Annotated in this window: 1 protein-coding gene; it reads right to left on the bottom strand. The window is 67.1% G+C overall.

The genetic code is table 11. The features are described 5' to 3' along the window. Nucleotides 1-27 precede the first annotated feature (27 nt). Nucleotides 28-523: ISAs1 family transposase (locus ACFHWY_RS28810; RefSeq protein WP_416583375.1), on the bottom strand; the 496-nt coding region annotated here is incomplete at its 5' end.

Raw genomic sequence — 523 nt, 5'->3', positions numbered from 1 at the left:
CAGGGCCATTGCGTAAAACCGGTGACGTTACGTGACTGCGTCGATGAGTTGGGTTGATCGGCGGTTGGCGGTTCTGGTGGCGCGGGCGATGTTGGTGGCACCGTTGAGGCGGTGGTAGCCGATCGCGGTGTTACGCAGGGTGGCGAACACGGCGGGTCCGTTGCCGGTCCTCGCGTGGTGGGCGTCCTCGCGGAACGTCACATCGCGAACGTGGTGTAGGCCGTTCTCGATGAGCCATTCGTTGCGGGCGAACGCGCCCAGGTCGACCGGCTGGGCCAGGATGGCGGGCAGGCTCATGGTGTAGTAGGCGGTCTCCCGGCTGGTCTTGCCCTTGATGGTGCGGGTCCGGGTGATCCGCACCGCTTGCTGCGCGTGCGGGAACGCGAGGCCGCCATCGGTGCGTACGGTCAACGCTTTGACGGTGCGGGTTTCCTTGCGGCCGTGTCCCACCTCGCGCTGCTGGTCACCGGCCGGGACCTCGTGCCACGGCAACGCTTTGAGCTGCGTGTACAGGGTCGGCTGG

Origin of the sequence: Micromonospora sp. LOL_024, from assembly GCF_048060415.1 — a bacterium.
Taxonomy (GTDB): domain Bacteria; phylum Actinomycetota; class Actinomycetes; order Mycobacteriales; family Micromonosporaceae; genus Micromonospora.
The sequence above is the reverse complement of the archived record's forward strand: the minus strand, read 5'-3'. Positions and strand labels throughout refer to the sequence as shown.